The sequence below is a fragment of the Sphingobacterium puteale genome, assembly GCF_003627955.1.
Lineage (GTDB): Bacteria > Bacteroidota > Bacteroidia > Sphingobacteriales > Sphingobacteriaceae > Sphingobacterium > Sphingobacterium puteale.
In genome coordinates this window covers 102,372-119,204 of the sequence record NZ_RBWS01000024.1, presented here as the reverse complement: position 1 = coordinate 119,204, position 16,833 = coordinate 102,372, and the positions used below count along the sequence as shown (strand labels likewise).

Below are 16,833 nucleotides of genomic sequence, written 5' to 3'. Positions count from 1 at the left end.
CACATTGGGAAATCTTACAATTGAGCAATTTAATAACAAAGAGCAAAAAATTAAAAAAGCTGCTTAACTAGCACTGCCGATTTTATTTGCAAGTCCAGCTATTGAGATGAGCTAAAATATAATATAGAATAGGCAGTGACTTTTCGGTATCTCGCCACTACCGCCTACATACAGCTTCTTTCCCTCGGATAGCGCCAACAACCCGCTTACTTTTGCTATACACTTTTAAGGAAAAAAGAAATATGGCAAATCAATTTTTAATCAAAAACACCATGCAGGAGATGAGGGATCTCTCTGCAAATGAAATTGTAGGACTACAAGGAACCACACCAATCTATTCAGGTATAAAGCTACTGGGCTATTACAAAAAAGGCGACACTCCAGCACCAATTATGTATTACCTGTCTTCAACTGATCCTGGACCAGAGGATGGTGGCAGCGTAATTGCAACTGGAGGAATTAAATTGATACATAATTTCGTCGGTAACGTGAATGTGCTATATTTTGGTGCTAAAGGTGTCGAAACGGGCGGACAGCCACCATACCCCGATGATTATCCTTATTTGCAAAATGCGTTAAACTACTGTGCGGGCAAGGGAAAATGTATCAGCCTTCCGGGGCGCAAATTCTATATTTCAAAAACACTCAGTATACCACACGATAGCCTAGGAGGGGGCATTGTCAGCGAACAAGGTAGTAATTCCTATGTTAAATCCTGTATCGAATTGATGCCAAGCTCTACGGACCTATATACCATAAGAAACTACTCACAAGGAACGACATTTAAAGATGTAGCCATTAGGGGGCGATCGGTTAACATCGCAAATTCTGTGGCCGTACTGTTCAAAAGAGTCGATGAATACCCCAATTCCGGCGATCCATGGAAAGATGATCTGGAAAATAACATTGATGCGGTGATCGAAGGCTGTGACTTTGGCAATGCCGAGACCCATTTGGAATTTTGGGGACGTCAGGTCACCATTAAGCACAATACTTTTAGTGGTGGTCATAATGCTATGCTATTTAAACAGTTCAATACGTTGGGGAAATATGGTGGCAGTGCCAGAGGATATCGGATATGGAACAATTTCTTCCATTCATTCGATAGTGGCAATGCCAATCGGGACAATTTTGCCTTGATCAATAATAAGACAACAGATGGTTATGGATTTGATATCATCGGCAACTTTAGCGATAGTTTTAACACCTTTTTTATGGGTAATCTTGTCAATAGTCTTGTGAGCGGCAATCTTGACTACACACTTTTAGGTTATTTTATTAAAGCTGGTAATATCATCAATAGCAATATTACGTCGAACAATGTTGATCACGCACAGCGCTATTCCGATACTGGAACCAATCCGCCTTATAATTCCAAAGGAGCAGTACATGCCGATAGGATAGATAAAACAATCATCAGCAACAACAATTTCACTTGCAGTTCAGGATCTTCCATCTTGTCCGAGGGAGTAACAAATTCCAAAATTCAGGGCAATATTTTTAATCGATGGGGAGTAGCCACTGTGGCACCCGTTGCTTGTATTGTATTGGACTCTAGCGCGAATACTGTCTCCAAAAGCTATGGTAATGAAATCGATGGAAATACGTTTTATAACTCACTGAAAACGGGTGGATATTTATTGGAATCAGGGACACTCGATACCAATAATTTCTGGGGGAATGGCAATCGTATCCGATTGGAGTCACAAGCGACCTTGACAGCTTTGTTCAATACCCCTAATTTTAAGTTATCCCAGTCAATAAGTTTTAGAAGGAATTTAATTGCGGGGGAAAATATTGGTGATACAAATCAAGATACTTTTAGTATCTCTGGTTTATATAATATAACAAATGATACCATAGCCGCAAGTATTATCGGTCTTCCAACTGGTGCGGCAGTTGCCGGTACTTTGAAAGTTGAGGTTGCTAATCTTTATGCGACACGTTATTATATGCCGTTTAGGTCAACAGGTAACAAGAATATTTATATTCAGAAAATCTCGAATAATATTGCGGGTGAATGGTTAACTATGATAACATCCAAAAATGAAGCGCAGGTTGATGCTGTAGGTGTAGTGAAACAATCCGGAACTGTGGCTAATGTTATCTCCCAAAATGCGACGGACTTACCCACGGCCTTAACTTTGGTCAATGAATTAAAAGCCCAGTTTAATTTAAAGCTGGCATCTGATCGAGAAAGTGGGCAACAGGCTTAGAGTAAAAGAAATAGAGACCGCCCCTAAGTCAGTTATGAAGTGGCCTCTATTTCTCTTACTTCGAATCCCCAGGCTTGTGCTTGTGCGGTTTCAGATCCGGATGTTTGGGTTTAGTGTCGGGTGTTACCCGTTGTCTTCTGTCGGGAGTGCCATCTTGTTTCTTAGGTTTTGGTCCCGGTTTGATTGCTTTAATTGTTTCCATATTAAAATGTTTTTATCTAAAATACAATTAGATGAAGAGCATCTTTTATGGTATCCCGTAACATGTAAATTATAATCAATGATATCTAGCTTCGTGCCATTTTCGGATGAATTTAAGTTACCGTTATAGGCAACGTAAAGCACAATATTTTGCACTATCAGTTTCATAATAGGAACTTTGAAATATGATTGAAACATATCAAATCACCTTTAATATTCCGAGGGAATTACAAGGCAATGAAAGGAAATTAAGAGAGTATCTTGAAAATAGAGAAGAGTATATCGCAAAAAAACTTAATTGTTTCGGCGCATCCTTTAAAGATGTTATTATCCAATCAAATGATCGTTGTTGCGCTACATATAATTTGATTCATACAGAAGATTGGTGATTAGAACTAGGTGTAGAAAGCGGGAGTTAGAGTTCTTATGGTAGGTATAAATATTAATCTGCCAGAGTGGTGCAAAAGTAGGAACAAATAGTGATTTTTTAAAGTTCAAATGGTTAAAAATGATTATTTTATGACTGAATTGTTTGTACATAAAAATAAGGTAATATTTTATAATTTAAAGTTATCCACATTCGTAAATATCAGTATGTCAGATATTTAATTTTAATAACTCACGGTAAACGCATCCTATGACAAACTTTTGTTCAAAATGTGTAAAAGTCAAACTAGCGCTTCGCAAGAAAATCATTGATATTTGTTGTAGAAAGATAAAAGCCACAGTGCTAGTGTGGCTTAAAATCTTTGGGACAGGTCCAAGCCCGTCTTCATATTTTGGTTTTTCAAATGTAAATATTTACGCTAACTCGTAACAATTTATTTTGAAAAATGACAATTGGTTTGGCTCCCGTAATTTGATGAGTTTAGTGGCCTCTTAACTCATATTATTCAAAGATGATTCGAAAGAATACAACGGATCTTTCAAAACAAGGTTTTGGAGGAAATGGGAGGAGTCTGCATGCCAGAATTGCAGCAAGTTTGATGGTAGGATATTGTATAAAAGGAGGTTGTAATGAGATTGTCATGTAGACAACTAGATTTTGCCCAAGCGGATCCGAAAGGAATGGCGCAGGTCTTAAAACAGAACAACTTTATTAAAGGTGGTTTTAATAAGGTAACACACGAAGTATGTTTTTCACTTGCAAAAGGTATTGTTGATTATAATGAGGCAAAACGTCTTCTTGAGATAAGATTGCGAGATACTTTTAAAGACAATAAGGCAAATCGTCGGAGGAGAGAATTATGCCAAGTTGTATTGCATAATTTTTATACATTTCTAATACAAGAAGGACTCACTTGTATCCTCAACTACTCTGAGATTAATTTAAGATTGGAAGATGGGCATATGATTGGGGGACAGAGCTGCGCAATATTTAAAGATTTAGATGGAAATCCTGTCGGAGTTGTTTTGACAGATAGGGAGTTTGACTTTGGCAGTACTTTGCGATTGCCTATTGAACAATATTGGATCTCTAGGAAGATGAAAGCAACTAGTCTCTCTGCTGTGCGGGTATTTGTTTACAATACAGTTGATCATTCTTACCAAACTATTTCATATTCCGATGAAAGGATTCAATACGTTTTGAAGCGATCTAGTGAAGTTATTACAAAAGTCGAAATTGAATTGCAAGAGATAGGATAGCGAATAATAAGCCGTTCCAATAGGAATGGCTTACATTTATTATTATAATTTTTAACCAACTCTGATTTGTTTAGTAGCTAATTTAATTATGGCACGTAAAACTCCAACAACATCGACTATAAAATACTTATTGGCTTTATCGGGTAATGAATGTGCGTTTCCTGACTGTAATCACAAACTCTTTAATTCAGAGGGAACATATATATCACAGTTGTGCCATATCGAAGCAGCAGAAAAGGGAGGGGAGCGTTACAATGAAAAACAAACCGACGAAGAACGGCGATCAGCCAGTAATTTAATATTTATGTGTCATGAACATCATAAAGTTACTGATGACATTGATAAGTACACTGTAGAGGTTCTACAAGGTATGAAAAAGAGCCATGAATCAAAATTTATTAATAATGTATATTCAGTTGGAGATGAACATGTCGACCAAATTATAGATAAAATTTTTGACGGTGTTATAACAATTATAGATCAAAATAGGCAAACTCATGAAATGTTAGATAAGTTAACCCAGTATGTTAACTTGAATAGTAATGTCAATCCCATTGTTAATAACAGCAGTATTTATTCTGAAAATCTAAAAATAGGTTTAAAACTGAGGCAAGATAATAAGCTGATGGCTGCTCTCAATTTCTATCTTGAATTTGAACGTAAAGACTGGAATACTTTATCTGAGGAAGTTAAGTTTAAATTACTGGCCAATATAGGTGTTACCTATTTGGATTTAGGAGAAAAGAAGAGCGCAGCATTATATTTCTTGAAAATTGGGGGGCTTGTGTACGAATCTTTAGATACACTGTCCTATATCTGTATGGCTTATGCTATTTTGGATGATGGAGAGAAATTTAACCATTATTTTGAGAGAGCTTTAAAAATCGGTGACGGAAATGAAAATTTATGGTCTGCATTTTTATTGATTAATAGAGACAAGATATCCGCAGAAGAGATTAAAAACAAGATCCCACCCAAGTTTATCAAATCAGATTTTATAATTATAAAATTGATAGATCTTTTTAATAAGGAAGGGAATATTTCTGCATCACAAGAATTGATGTGGGAGATAGAAGCGAAGTTACGTTCCGATAATTATAAGGAATGGCAAATTATTTCAGCTTACACGGGAATATTAGTGGGAGGTATATTGACAATAGAGAAGTTGCATCTTAATCATTTTAATGAAGGGGAATTGTTGAAAATCGAGCAGGCATTTAATCTTTATTCAAGAATAATTAAACTATTTAATAACTCAGAGGCTCCAAAAATTCTATCGAATATTTACTTTAATCGTGCTTTGTGTCTGACAGCTTTATCAAGAGCGGAGGAGAGAGATGAAGATTTCGAAACTGCATGGAATTTAGATAAATCACATTTTACATTTAAAGGGCTTTTTTTAATTTATTTAAAGCAAAATAGCTTATCTAAATGCCGAAGACTTTTACAAAAGTGGAAGACAAATACTATGATGCCAGATGAAGAGTTTCAAACATTTATATGTGAAGCCCGGTTACTTTGTTTATTTGGAGAAATACAAAATCTGGAGGATATTACGTTAGATATTTATGGAAAATTGCCCATAAAATATAAACCATTGGTGCTTGATAATTTAGTATGCAACTTATTGTCACTTGAAGAATATCATTTAGTTAGGAAATACTGCGAAAAGCTTATTCAGGAATTTCCAAATTACGTTTTTGGATATATCGGGCTTTATTTGGTAAACATACACGAGAAGAATAGAAGTGATGCGCTTTGGGCACTGAAGCAAACAGAAGGTAAAGAGTATGATAAAAACAGTGAAACTTTTTTGTCGATGCAAATCGGTCACGGATATTTTCAGCTTGGAGAATATAGCTCTGCTCTTTCTAGTTTTGAAAAATTAGGTGAATTCAAGCTCAGCCCCCAGATAAAGGATCTCGTGGCAGAATGTTATTACAGATTGGAGGATTATAAAACTGTCGTTGGCTTAAAATTAGAAAGCCTTGCCGGTATTCAATTGCTATTTTGGTCCTATTGCAAATTGAATTCATATAATGAAGCGGAAAGGATCCTGTTAATCGGAATGGGGCGGGAGAAAACAACAGAAGCAGACCTTTTTAGGAAAAATGGAGCCTTTTTTTATCATGAAAGAAAAGAAAATCAAAAATCTAAGAACTGTATTCTGTCAATTAATAACCTAAGCGACTTTAGGGTTGAGGAAGCTTTGGATTTATCCAGATTGCTATTATCCATGGGCTATAAAAATGAAGCTTTTGAATTGGCATATAAAATTAGAGTAATGTTTTATGATAATTTTGAAGTCCATGATTATTTTGTACACCTTTGGTTGCAGTATGAAAAATTTGTTAGTGTCATATTCTTGACATCTGTGAGCGATAATTCCATGGTGATTTTAAAGGACGAAGGAGGCATCGAATCCAAGTACTATTTAAATATTGATAATGAAATAAGCGATGGATTAAAATTAGACAAAAGAGATGCTTTATGGGATATACTTTTGGGGCAACAAAAAGGAGCTAAAATTAATATTCCTAATACTATTGGAAATTTTTATATAGTTGAAATCTGGAGTAACATGTTAACTTCTTTTAGAGATAGCCTCTTTTTACTTCAAACCAAATATGTAAGCAAATCTAAAATATTTTTTGCAAAACTAAATTGATTTTATTTTAAATAATCTAGGCTCGGACTGCTTGCACACAAAAATTGCGGAAGGCCTAAATATACTCAAATTTTTGATATTTTTCTTCTGACTTAAAACTAGTAACTCGTCAACGTAGCCTATAATTTATGGTGTTCTTTTTTGGAGGTGTCCAGATTGTATATTGCTTAGGTATAGTAAATGAGAGCTAGAGTCAATTTATATTTGTATTGTATCATCAAGTTTTACTTCCACAGTATTTTCTTTTTTAATTACTTGGAATTTTAAGTGGGAATAATAATATTTGTATTATAGCCAAAAATTGTAGCAAATTGAAGAGCGACGAAATCGTCAATTCTGAAGTATAACCTAAGGACATTCACGATACGGTAATTAATGGTTTATTTATAATTAAGTGTTTTGTATGAGATCAATTGCTCTTAGTGATAGCTTTTTAGAGTATTTTAAAATCGATAATTATCTTCAAGCTGCACCTGGCGGACAGAAGACGGTATTTATTGTGGATATTGAAGGGAAAAAAATTGCGCTGAAAATAATTAAGACTGTTGATGAAAGGCTTGAACGTGAAATAAAGATTTCTGAAAAATATGCTACCCATATTGGGATACCTTCACTAATCCGAAAAGAGGAATATAATGGCGACACAGTTATATTAGAAGAATATATTGAAGGTCATGATTTATCTGAATTAATTGACCAATTTGTCGGAGATGAGAAAAAAGTACTAGATCTGATGTATCGTGTTGGAATCATCCTTCAGCCCATATGGTTGGATAGATACGTACATAGAGACTTGAAGCCTCACAACATTCGAATTTGTAGCAGTGGACTTCCTGTTGTTTTAGATTTTGGAATAGCTAGAGCTCTCGATGATGATACAATTACTGCCGCAGGTACTCAACCGCTTTCATGGTTGTATGCTAGCCCAGAACAATATCATGGTAAAAAGGAGCTTATCTCTTATAGGACAGATTTTTTTTGTTTAGCGATAATAGCATATAGATTATTTGTTGGAAGACTGCCATTTGGTGAATCGAGAGATGAAGTAGCAGAATCTTTTACAAAACCTTTGGCAAAAGTGAGTACTGGAAGTACTGTAGTTGATAACTTTTGCAATGCAATGTTTCATATAAATCCCTCACAGAGGCCAAGAAAAATAGAGGCATATTTAAATTTAACTAGTATATGAAAGTAACACATGTTTTAGGTCACAATTCAAACTGGAATGTTGAAAGTTATCTTCAACACGATATAGGGGATTTTTTTTTGATAACAGCATTCACTCATGGGGCTAGATTTGATACTAAGAAAGGATTATTACCTATATTACCTTTTTCAATGATTGATTTGCAATTCTATGGAAAAAAAACAAGTGGTGATATAACAAAAGGAAGTCTTTCAGAGTTTCCCTTTCATCCTGCGAATTGCAGCGATGAGGAAGTTACAAGCATATATTTTGATAATTGTTTGAAACAAGCAATAAAGTATCAAGAAGATAAAGGTTTTAAAAATATCATAATTCCTCATTTTTATGAAAATGAAGAGGTGTCAGATATTGTATCGACGATAAAAAATATTAATCACCATGTTGCAAAGAATAAATTGGATGGCAGAAAGTATTTTATGACATTAGCTTTTGCAAATCATATTATTATTGACAAGGCTAAAGTTGAAGAAATTCTCTTTTGTTGTACAGATATGGATATCTGTTTTGATGGATATTTTGTGACCTGCGAAAATAAGCCCGAAACACGCAAAAAGTTAACAACAGATATCAAGATACTAAGGAATCTCTCAAATGTTTTTAAAACCTTAAAAATTCAGCAGTTCGAAACTATCTACGCGTATGCAAATTGGGATGCAATTGTTATTTTGGCTCAAACTGATATTGACTATGTTACAATTGGCACATATGAGAACTTGCGAAAATTTGATATTGTCCGTTTTACTGAAGACCAAAGTGGTGGAGGCTCAAAAGGATATTACTTTTCCGAAAAGTTATTGAATATGGTCAAAGCAAATGATCTTACTAGTTTAAGGGATTTGGGGCAGCTGGATAGAATCAAAAATGAAAGAAATATTTTTAGTGATATTATTCTTCGTAGAGGATACGATTGGAATATTCATAAACCGGACGTTAATAAAAATTATTTATTATCAATAAATAGACTATTGCACGCTATTTCGGCAAAAGCTGATTTGTCTGAAAGGAAAAAATATGTGCAAACTCTCGTTCAAAGTGCAATTGATACTTACAATGAGTTAGAAAATAATTATGTTTATCTTGATAATGAAAGTGGAAATTATCATCTTAATATTTGGAAAAGTTATTTGGCGAGTTCGTAGAATTTGATCTTTTCTGAGAATAGCATCTGCATTTTTAGATCTAAAGGCGGCTGTGGGGTAGGATTAAAATGTCTTGTCAACTTTCCATCGACTGAAACAGATGCTAGTCCCACATTATATTTTTCAAAAATAGCTATATTCCTTAACGCTGGTTTTGAATAATATTCATCAAGTACGACAAAGGAGTACTCAGCAAACCATTTGTATCGATAAGCTTGCTTAAGGGCTCTTTTCCAATCCTTGAGCTTAGCTTCAATTGCGAAATTTTTAACAAAGCTCAATTCATAATTACGTGACATTTGGAAAACACCATTTTGCTCTTCGATGTAACCATGGTTGATAAGGTTCGAAATTGACCTGAGGATAATTCTTCTATTACATCTGGTGAGCTCTATAACATCAGATAAAGATATAGTGCCAGATTCTTGTATGATAACAAATACATTTATATCATGGATGTCCAAAGATTTTAACTCTTTTGATTTGTTAAAATCTAAACAAATCTCACTAACGACAATATCAGCGATTCCATAACCCAAGGATACTTCTTCAAAGATTTTTACTCTTGAACGATGAAAAATTTCTTTTATACTTGCCTTTAGCGTTTCAACAAGATCAGTTTCAGCCTGGAATTTCATGTTTAATGAGGATATATGACGCGTCGTCTTTGTTCTTCCTATGTTGTAAAGATGATAATTTCTTTTCGATATTACCTAATTTTTTAAAGTTGTAAGCATTAAAAAACTCCTTGAGGTTTTTGGCCATTATATGATAAAAACCATCAGTACATAAAAGAAAATTATAACCCTTTTCTATTTCCTTAATTTCAAAGTCATCAATAGAAAGGTCCTTTATTCCTAAGCATTTTGTCAAAATATTTGGTTGAGCTGGCAAAGAATGATCCTTTGTAATATTCTCCAAAAATTGATTTGTGAATATGTATAGACGAGAATCTCCAATATTTATATATTTTGCTTTATCGTCTGATTTACTATAAAATAAACCTGCTAATGTGCTCATACCATCGAACTCGTCTTTTAAAACTTGACAGTGGCTCTCAAAAAGTATATCAGCGAGATTTCTACCATCAGCAGTTATTTTATTTAAATTGTTTTTAAGTGCTTTCTTATAGCTATTAATAAACAAATAACTGTCTGAGAGAGAACTCACCCCATCAAAAATCAAAAATAGATAATAGTCGGATTTTTCGATAATTAACACCCGATCCTGATTTTTTTTACGCTGTATGCCTTTAACAGAATGACTTATATATTTTAGCATATGAATTTAACAACAATTGGAACTACGGATAGTTTCATTAATTAGGCAAATATATTGATTCGTGAATACAAAAAGAACCCAAATCAATATTTGAATATACTAATATAGTTAGTAAAGGTGTGTAAAATATTTTTTTACAGTGGAATTTTTCTAGCAAATCTTATACATTTAACTCGCCATGGAAAAATCGGGCAAGATTGTAAATTTACTATTTAAGGTATTTTTGATTTCGGGAATAATTAAATTTAATTAGAATCAACACCAATAATCTCTTCTCCTAATTCTGTTAAACCATATTCAGATACAATGATTCCTTCGACATTTTTCTTATGTATAATCAATAAATCAGCTTCCACGCATGCTCTTAGAGAAGTAATTAATTTGGAACTTCTACGTTTTAGACCTATTAATTCTAGTATCTCAGTTTCATTTTTTTGCTCTATACAAAAAGGAAGAATAATAGCTATTCGTTCAATGTCTTTTTGTGTAATCTCATATTTAGTTATTAGGCCTTGATCGTTCAATACTCTTGAAAAATTATTGATTAGCTGTTCAGAATAAGTAAACTCCTCCTGTAATTGAAGCTGGCCATATAATTCTTGTTGCATTTTGCAGGCATCTTCATTGATAGCTAACGAAATGAGCTGTAATTCATAACATCGCAAGAAATTATTACTGTTATAACAGAGCCTATTTAGTCTAGTAATACTTATTCCAACCTTTCTACATACTTCAGATTTATTTACAGAGCGTTTTGCAAGATATTCTCCGAATGGTGTTAATTGCTTTTTCTGTTTAGTGGTTTTTTGCATTTTGAGAGATATTGGTTTATCTCAAAAGTATTTCTTCAATTATTTTTTATACATTTTGTTTTATTATTGACACATAATGTATAAATTTGTAGTAATTAGTTTCCCTTTTGGGAACGATGTGAAAAGATAAGGATGTTTTATCCGAAGATCTTGTGGAGAAAAGTAGGACATTCGAACACAAGGAGTAGGAAAGACCTTTGTCTTATGCTATCTTTGCATAGTCATAAGACTTGGTCACCCTGCTTGCTCTGTGTTCGGCCGTCGAAAGACGGTGGCTGTCCTACGCCTTCTCGGCAGAGCAAGCAATAGGGTGATCTATTATGATTCTGTTGTTTCGGCCAGTTTCTCCTCATAGAAATAAACAATAGAATTATGACAAAAAAACAAACAACAAAAAACATCTTCAAATCTCCCGAATAGTTCGGTATGATCCAGCCAGCAATGATCTGGCCACATCAGCTACGGAATTCGAGATGCTCAATTATTTACCTAGTGATACTCATTCAAAAGAATTCTAGCTCTTCTAATTAATCAATTTTATTACACGCGGCTAACGGCCTAAAAATTAACTGATCTACTCAGACAGGAACAGCTATGTCCAAAGCGCGCGATTAAAATCTAAAAAATGAGATCTAATTATGCTCACCTAATTCTACCGGATTTGGCCATTTATGAGACCCATCGCTCAGGATATATTCCTGTCAAGAATGTTCAAGACTTTTGGAGGCGGTATCCCCTAAGCACAGTCCAAGACTATATTATTGCATTACAACCCGACACAGTAGATAAGGAAAAAATGAAAGTTAATTCACAATTATCCGAATTCTCCGTCCAATTTATCCGCACATTGATAGCTATCTTATGATCGCCGTGAATCAAATGGATCTTGGTAAGGTATCTATTTCATTAGAGGTAAACAAAGAAGCGATAAATACTTCTAAAGCAATCTCCGATTTCTTCCAACTTGTATCCCAATCCAATACCAATTCCTAGAATGATGAAAAAATTAAAACTACAAGCCAATAGCAGTGTATTGCTGCAAATACAAATACTAAAGATCACGATACTCGTGATCCTATATCTTCTAGTTTCTATGTTTAGTTTATCAGCTCAGACGCCCCGCAAGGACAGCGGGGCGGTTGGGTTGAAACAGGAACTATTACGTGGTACGGTGGTATCATCCCTCGATGGGGAACCTTTAGTCGGCGTATCTATACGCATACCGGGCGAAAAAGGTAACGCCAAAACCGATAAAACCGGAAATTTTACAATTCCGGTTACAAACCGTAAAGGAGCGGTAGCGCTTTCTCATATAGGCTATAACGACCAATTAGTCGATTATCAAGTAGATATCAAGCTTAATATCACCCTTTTTCTCAAAGAGAATACGTTAGATGAGGTGGAAGTGGTGAGTACCGGATTACAGCAGATTCCCAAGGAAAGGGCTGCGGGTAGTTTTGAGTTTGTAGATAATAAGCTGCTGAACCGAAAAGTATCCATGGATTTTATCTCACGGCTGGAAGATGTTGTGCCCAGTATCTCCACGGTAAAAATGCTCGATGAGAACCGGGGTAAATTTCCCAATATCAATGTCAGGGGGCGGAGCTCAATCAGCTCTAACATCTGGCCTCTGATCGTAGTAGACGGATTTCCTTATAGCGGTAATTTCAATAACATCAACCCCAATGATATCGAAAATATCTCCATATTAAAAGATGCTTCTGCCTCATCCATTTGGGGTGCCCAGTCGGGAAATGGTGTGATTATCATCACAACCAAGAAAGCAAAACGAAATGAACCTTTTAAGGTATCTGTCAATGCAAATACCACCGTTGAAAATAAACCTGACCTCTACTATTTCCCGCAGATGAGTACCTCGGATTTCATTGATGTGGAGCTGATGCTTTTTGAAAAGGGATTTTACAACAGCCGTATGTATGACCGGATGTATACAATGACTCCTGTGGTGCAACTGCTCAAAGATCGTCAGGAAGGCAAATTGACGGATGCTCAGCTGACCGATAAAATAAATGCGCTGCGGGCGATAGATATGCGGGATGATTTTTCTAAGTACATCTATCGCAAAGCCGTAAAACAGCAGTATAATGTGCAGCTGGCAGGTGGTGGACAAAAACTGAGCAATATTTTCTCGGCAGGTTTTGATAAAAACCGAGGGGCGGTGGTTACCAATTCGTCCGATAGACTTTCTTTCCGTAACCAGACGGCGTACAAACCCATAGATCGCTTGGAGCTCAACCTGAGTACACAGTACACACAGTATACCACCAAGGATGCTATGGTGCCGATCAAATACAATGAAATGGGAGCTGGATATGGCAACTATCCCTATATGCGCCTGGCAGATGAAAACGGTAATCCACTAGAGGTAGAGACTGTGGGACTGAGCCGCGACTTTAGGGATACCGTGGCTGGCGGAAGACTGCTCGACTGGAATTACAGGCCGCTTGCCGAACTGTACGAAACACAGATCAAGGATAATACAAAGGAGATGATGTTTTCATTTGGAGCAAACTATCAGATACTGCCCGAGCTAAGGCTTTCGCTGCTCTATAATTTTAGAAAAGCGGATAGCAAACAAGAAAATTGGCGGGGGATAGGTAGTATGCACCAACGCGATGAGATCAACTACTTTGCATCATGGGACAAGCAGTCTGTCACATGGAACTATCCGGTCGGCGACTACCTCTATATCTTAAATGGTAGCAGCGATGCACAGCAGGGGAGGGTACAGCTGGACTACAACCGTAAGTTTACAGACGCCCACGAAGTTAATGTACTGCTGGGCGGCGAGATCCGTCAGGATCATTCGACAGCCCACTCATCGGTATTCTTTGGCTACGACCCTACGACGCTGTCCTATCAAGAAGCAGACCTTGTGCATGATCACCCTTATCTTAATGGGATCCTGGGTGTCCGTAAAATCAATAATTACCCGCGGTTAGCTGAGGTAACCAATCGCTTTACATCTTACTTTGCCAATGCTTCTTATACCTTTAAACAACGGTATATCTTTAATTCCAGCATGCGCAAGGATGCCTCCAACTTGTTTGGCGTCAGTGCCAATGATCGGGGCAAGCCATTTTGGTCCATAGGTGCCGCGTGGTTACTTTCCAATGAAAGCTTTATGACCGATGGCCCCTTTTCAACGCTCAAGTTGCGCATGACCTATGGTAAAAATGGGAATGTAAACAATGCCACATCGGCTTATCCGATTATGCTACGGTCTACCCAAAATCACTTTTTGACGGGATTGCCCTACGCAAGTATGCAAAGCCCGCCAAATCCCGATCTGAGATGGGAGACGGTGGGGATGTTTAACTTAGGGATGGATTTTAGTCTTAAGGGTGGCCGCCTGAGCGGTTCGGCAGAATTTTATATCAAAACGCCAAAAGATCTGATTTCGGCTACGCAGATAGACCCGACTACAGGTTTTGCATCGCTTAATGTGAACAGTGCCAATCTCAAAGCCAAAGGGATAGATCTTTCTATCCATTCAGTCAATATCAGTGCTACAGATTTTTCGTGGCGCTCGGATCTTGCTTTTTCCTATAACCGCACCAAGGTGACAAAATCGTATCTGGCCGATCAGCTTGGGCGCTACTACCGCTCGGGGGCGTATTCTATGAATGTCACACCGATCGAAGGGGCTGACCTCAATAGCATCATCAGTTACAAATGGGCGGGGCTGGATCCACAGACGGGCAAGCCGCGGGGCTATGAAAACGGAGAGATTTCCACCAATTATACGTCCATCGTAAATGGTACATTGCTGGCAGATATGCAGAATTCAGGTTCGGCATTGCCGCTTTACTTTGGATCATTGCGGAATAGCTTTACATACAAAAATTGGGACTGTTCGTTCAATATAAGCTTTCAGTTGGGGCACAAGTTTATGCGCAAGTCTATTAACTATTCCACCTTGGTGGCCAACAATGTAGGGCATGCTGACTATGCTGCGAGATGGCAGAAACCCGGGGACGAAAAAATAACGGATGTACCTGTGTTTACCTATCCGGCCAATGCGCAGGAGGCGAATTTCTATATGTATTCTGCCGCCCTGGTGTCGCCGGCAGATCAGATCAAATGGCGCGATATTCAGATCGGCTATTCACCCAAAAACCGCTGGCTAAAAGATCTGCGGGTGTATGCCTACGCGGCCAATATCATGTCCATATGGCGGGCAAACAAATTGGGAATAGACCCGGAATTTGGGAATAATCCACCCGACCCCTTTGCCGGATCATTAGGACTTAGTTTTTCTTTTTAACACGATTATATGAAAACTTATATCATACTTACCATAGGCCTATTAATGGCCTCCTGCTCAGATTTTCTAGAGCTCAAGCCTGATCGGAAAATGGACATTCCGAGTACGCTTGCTGACTGCGAACTCTTGTTGAATGAATATGCTGTACTTAACAGCAGTTTTGCAGCAGCAAATCTAATCGCAGGGGAAGAGTTTTACCTGAATGGCGAAGACTGGAGTTCCATATCGGATCCGGATGAACGCAATGCCTACATCTGGTCGGATGAGCCCACGATCAATGCCGCTGCATGGCAAGGGCCCTATAAGGCGGTTTTCTATGCAAACCAGATATTAAGTGTAGTGGAAGCACTTTCGGCGCAGGAGAAGGAGAGTCAGCAAGCAAAGGAGATTGTGGGTAACGCTCATTTCTTTCGGGCTTTTGCCTATCAGCAGTTGCTCGAGCTCTATTGTCTGCCCTTTAATAAAAATACGGCTGCTGCGGAACTGGGGCTACCCCTGAAATTTACACCGGATCTTGAGTTGCCCAAGGGAAGGGCAAGCCTATTGGATACCTATCAGCAGATTGTGTCGGACTATCAGATGGCCGCAGATAAGCTGCCGCTAACGGCTATTGCTCGGAGCAGACCCAATAAAACGGCTGCCTATGCCGGACTGGCACGACTGTATCTTGATATGCAAGACTACGCGGGTGCTTTTCGCTATGCAGATTCTGCATGGAAAGCACAGCCAAATTTGTTAGACTACAATACACTGGATATATACGATGAAATGAGTATCCCCAAGAACAATGCGGAGATCATATTTACGGCGCAAACATTTTATTCGGAAACATTAACACCTTATGCCGCACGGATAAATCCGGACTTGATGGCGCTTTATGCGAATCATGATCTGCGTAAACTGATCTACTTTCAATACAATGATTTTGATCCCGGAACCTATGGTTACAAGACCAATTACGACCAGAGCGCTATTGGAGCATTCATAGGCTTTACTTCCAGTGAGATGTTACTGATCCGTGCGGAGGCTGCAGCCCGTTTGAGCAAAAACATGGATGCTCTGGCTGATATCAACCTGCTGCGTAAGAACAGGTTCGCAAATGGAAAATTTGTGCCCGTCGATTGGGGGAATGATATGCTGCTATCCGAGATATTGAAAGAACGACGACGCGAATTGGTATTTAGGGGAAGACGCTGGGCCGACACGAAACGATTGAATCAAACAGGTGTAACACAGGTCGTTCCTCGGCGCGAGGTCAATGGGACGAATTATCAGCTTGTGGTCGGCAGTCCTAAATATGCTTTTTTAATCCCCCGTGCAGTAGTAGACCTAAATCCAACAATTGAACAGAACAAACGATAATATATACAAATA

General features: G+C 37.4%; 11 protein-coding genes. 8 read left to right on the top strand and 3 right to left on the bottom strand.

Annotated elements, in window-relative coordinates; translation table 11 throughout:
- Positions 1 to 242: 242 nt before the first annotated feature.
- The 5 genes from D7322_RS24705 to D7322_RS24680 all read left to right on the top strand — a co-directional run bounded on the left by D7322_RS24705 (position 243) and on the right by D7322_RS24680 (position 9,078).
- Entirely contained in the window at positions 243 to 2,216 is a 1,974-nt protein-coding gene (locus tag D7322_RS24705) for a hypothetical protein (protein WP_121126856.1), read from the top strand.
- A 1,218-nt stretch (positions 2,217 to 3,434) separates the two neighbouring features.
- Complete coding sequence (locus tag D7322_RS24695; protein ID WP_121126854.1) at positions 3,435 to 4,064, top strand: hypothetical protein; 630 nt, start codon at positions 3,435 to 3,437, stop codon at positions 4,062 to 4,064.
- Positions 4,065 to 4,152: 88 nt separating this feature from the next.
- Positions 4,153 to 6,732: a tetratricopeptide repeat protein gene (locus tag D7322_RS24690; RefSeq protein ID WP_121126853.1), complete on the top strand. Its 2,580-nt coding sequence runs from the start codon at positions 4,153 to 4,155 to the stop codon at positions 6,730 to 6,732.
- 403 nt (positions 6,733 to 7,135) lie between these two features.
- Positions 7,136 to 7,921, top strand: coding sequence for a serine/threonine protein kinase (locus D7322_RS24685; RefSeq protein WP_121126852.1), 786 nt, complete (start codon positions 7,136 to 7,138; stop codon positions 7,919 to 7,921).
- Positions 7,918 to 9,078, top strand: a complete 1,161-nt coding sequence (locus tag D7322_RS24680; protein ID WP_121126851.1) for a hypothetical protein — start codon at positions 7,918 to 7,920, stop codon at positions 9,076 to 9,078. Before D7322_RS24685 ends, D7322_RS24680 begins: the two co-directional genes overlap by 4 nt.
- Here D7322_RS24680 and D7322_RS24675 read toward each other — a convergent pair.
- From D7322_RS24675 to D7322_RS28625, 3 genes are all read right to left on the bottom strand, one after another.
- Positions 9,060 to 9,716 (bottom strand): hypothetical protein, encoded by a 657-nt coding sequence (locus D7322_RS24675; RefSeq protein WP_121126850.1) that lies wholly within the window; start codon positions 9,714 to 9,716, stop codon positions 9,060 to 9,062. The two genes, D7322_RS24680 and D7322_RS24675, sit on opposite strands and share 19 nt — an antisense overlap.
- Complete coding sequence (locus D7322_RS24670) at positions 9,700 to 10,359, bottom strand: PP2C family protein-serine/threonine phosphatase (RefSeq protein ID WP_121126849.1); 660 nt, start codon at positions 10,357 to 10,359, stop codon at positions 9,700 to 9,702. The genes D7322_RS24675 and D7322_RS24670 overlap by 17 nt, the downstream gene beginning before the upstream one ends.
- Positions 10,360 to 10,604: 245 nt before the next feature.
- Positions 10,605 to 11,171, bottom strand: coding sequence for a hypothetical protein (locus D7322_RS28625; protein ID WP_183078833.1), 567 nt, complete (start codon positions 11,169 to 11,171; stop codon positions 10,605 to 10,607).
- A gap of 625 nt (positions 11,172 to 11,796) precedes the next feature.
- Between D7322_RS28625 and D7322_RS24660 the strand changes: the two genes are divergently transcribed.
- The 3 genes from D7322_RS24660 to D7322_RS24650 all read left to right on the top strand — a co-directional run bounded on the left by D7322_RS24660 (position 11,797) and on the right by D7322_RS24650 (position 16,821).
- Positions 11,797 to 12,036, top strand: a complete 240-nt coding sequence (locus D7322_RS24660; protein WP_121126848.1) for a hypothetical protein — start codon at positions 11,797 to 11,799, stop codon at positions 12,034 to 12,036.
- Between the two features lie 129 nt (positions 12,037 to 12,165).
- Positions 12,166 to 15,459 carry a SusC/RagA family TonB-linked outer membrane protein gene (locus tag D7322_RS24655; RefSeq protein ID WP_121126847.1) on the top strand — a complete coding sequence of 1,098 codons (3,294 nt, stop codon included), beginning with the start codon at positions 12,166 to 12,168 and terminating at the stop codon, positions 15,457 to 15,459.
- Between the two features lie 9 nt (positions 15,460 to 15,468).
- Positions 15,469 to 16,821 carry a RagB/SusD family nutrient uptake outer membrane protein gene (locus D7322_RS24650; RefSeq protein WP_121126846.1) on the top strand — a complete coding sequence of 451 codons (1,353 nt, stop codon included), beginning with the start codon at positions 15,469 to 15,471 and terminating at the stop codon, positions 16,819 to 16,821.
- Positions 16,822 to 16,833: the final 12 nt, after the last annotated feature.